The following is a 2,161-nucleotide window of genomic DNA, read 5'->3' on the forward strand; positions in this document are numbered from 1 at the left end:
TCGGATCAAAGACATAGGCAGGGAACATCACAAAAAAACTGTATGTTACCTGATGACTTCTTAATGCGACAGAACCCGCGATACTCCCATGATTTTACAGGCTTTTGAAACGTTAGCGAGCTCTTCGGCCTGATTGAGCAGGCCGGCTTTGTGTTTGATGATGGGGTTGTTAGTATAAAGCATGAGAGTTACCTCGCGTTTTGTATAAGGATTCGACACCCATATCAAAACCGGTAACTCTCAACCTTTCAAGGTCCAGTGTCAGATTAAGTCGCGACTAATACATATTAGGATCAGCTATTTAAAATAAACACTCTATTAGAGTCACCTGCTGATAAGGATGAACATACATGCCTGAAGAGTTTGCCATGAGAAGAGGAGGGGCAATATGTCGCTGATTACCATTGTCCTTGTTTTCATGATAGCAATAGTTGTTACTGTGTTTATATCTCATTTGTTGCCCGTAAAAATTCCATTACCCTTGATCCAGATAGCTGCGGGGGCTGGTCTCGCTGCCGGAGGCTTCCAGGTTGATTTCGATCCGCATATCTTCCTGCTGTTGTTCATTCCCCCTCTGTTGTTTCTGGATGGCTGGCGAATACCAAAGGATGCTTTTTTCAGTGATCTGAAACCCATCCTGTCACTGGCGATTGGACTCGTTCTGGTCACCATTATTGGCATTGGCTGGTTTATTCACTGGCTTATCCCGGCGGTTACGGTGGCCGCCGGATTTGCGCTCGCTGCGATTCTGTCACCAACTGACCCGGTGGCCGTCTCTGCCATGACTGCAAATTCACCGCTGCCCTCACGAATGGCGCATATCCTCGAAGGCGAATCCCTTCTAAACGATGCATCCGGCCTTGTGGCATTTAATTTTGCGATTGCTGCAGTGCTAACCGGTACCTTCTCCCCGGGAGAGGCGGTGACCAAATTCTTCCTGATGGCCTTCGGCGGTATTCTGAGCGGACTTGTGGTCGTCTGGGTAACCGGTAAGTGCAATAATTTTCTGGTGAAACGGACACGCGAAGAACCGGCCATCCAGATACTGATTAGCCTTCTTATCCCGTTTGCTGCGTACATTCTCGCTGAGGCATTCCATGTCTCGGGGATCCTGGCTGCTGTAGCCGCAGGCATCGCTATGCACTATGAGCAGTTGTCGGGGCCTCGTTTACCGGCCACACGCATGAAAAGCAGTGCCGTGTGGAATATGCTTCAGACCACGCTAAACGGGATGATTTTCCTGATGCTGGGCGAGCAGTTGCCACGTATGTTACTGACTCTGCCAGATGTGGCACAACAGGCAGGCGCTTCATCCCCGTGGTACTTACTGCTGTATGCAGTGGTAATCACACTGGCCCTTGGCGTGATGCGTTTCATCTGGGTATGGCTGTCCATAACCCTGACGGTATTTCGTCAGAAACGACGGGGCAAGGTCACGACTGTGCGCCCCCGGTTCACTGCGATGGCCGTGATGGCTCTCGCCGGTGTGAAGGGGTCAGTCACTCTGGCGGGGATACTGACGCTTCCGGCCGTACTGGATGACGGGTCACCGTTCCCGGGAAGAGAGCTGCTTATCTTTCTCTCAATGGCGGTGATCCTGTTATCACTTATTGTGGCTGCTGTAGGACTTCCCTTCATGACGCGCTCTCTCGGAGAGGATTTGCCTCATGACGCCGGTAGCGGCAATATCGGTGCAGCATTGACGGAAGCGGCCATCAACCGACTGAGCGATTTACTTAGCCAGCCTGTCGATTATCCCGATGAGCAGGCATTACGAGCTGATGCCGGAAATATGCTCCTTGAGACATACCAGCGGCGGCTTCACTACAACTACAGCGATGAACAAACCGACGTCGGACTGGAGCTGATGAAACGCACCAGGCTTGAGAAGTTTATGCAACGTGAGGCTATTATCGCGCAACGTAATGAGCTTTTCCGTATGCGAAAGGCTCGTACCATCAGCGATACCGTCTTCCATCAGGAGCTCAGGGCGATCGACCTCAAAGAAGAGAGCCTTCATTAACCGGTGTCCGTATCAGTCCTCCCTGTTCAGAGATGAGCGGGGAGGCTGAAGGCTTTGTTAAGGGTTCTGTCGCATTAAGAAGTCATCAGGTAACATACAGTTTTTTTGTGATGTTCCCTGCCTATGTCTTTGATCCGA

The 2,161-nt window shown here is 50.9% G+C and carries 1 protein-coding gene and 1 pseudogene; one reads left to right on the forward strand and one right to left on the reverse strand.

Translation table 11 applies throughout. The features are described 5' to 3' along the window. Positions 1-75: 75 nt before the first annotated feature. Positions 76-183: pseudogene (locus ACSZPU_RS25230) on the reverse strand (helix-turn-helix domain-containing protein); the annotation flags it as partial. Between the two features lie 205 nt (positions 184-388). Here ACSZPU_RS25230 and ACSZPU_RS25235 point away from each other — a divergent pair. Next, positions 389-2,023, forward strand: a complete 1,635-nt coding sequence (locus ACSZPU_RS25235) for a Na+/H+ antiporter (RefSeq protein ID WP_499004338.1) — start codon at positions 389-391, stop codon at positions 2,021-2,023. Positions 2,024-2,161 lie beyond the last annotated feature (138 nt).

Source organism: Phytobacter sp. V69, from assembly GCF_965644215.1.
In the GTDB taxonomy this organism is placed as follows: domain Bacteria; phylum Pseudomonadota; class Gammaproteobacteria; order Enterobacterales; family Enterobacteriaceae; genus Phytobacter.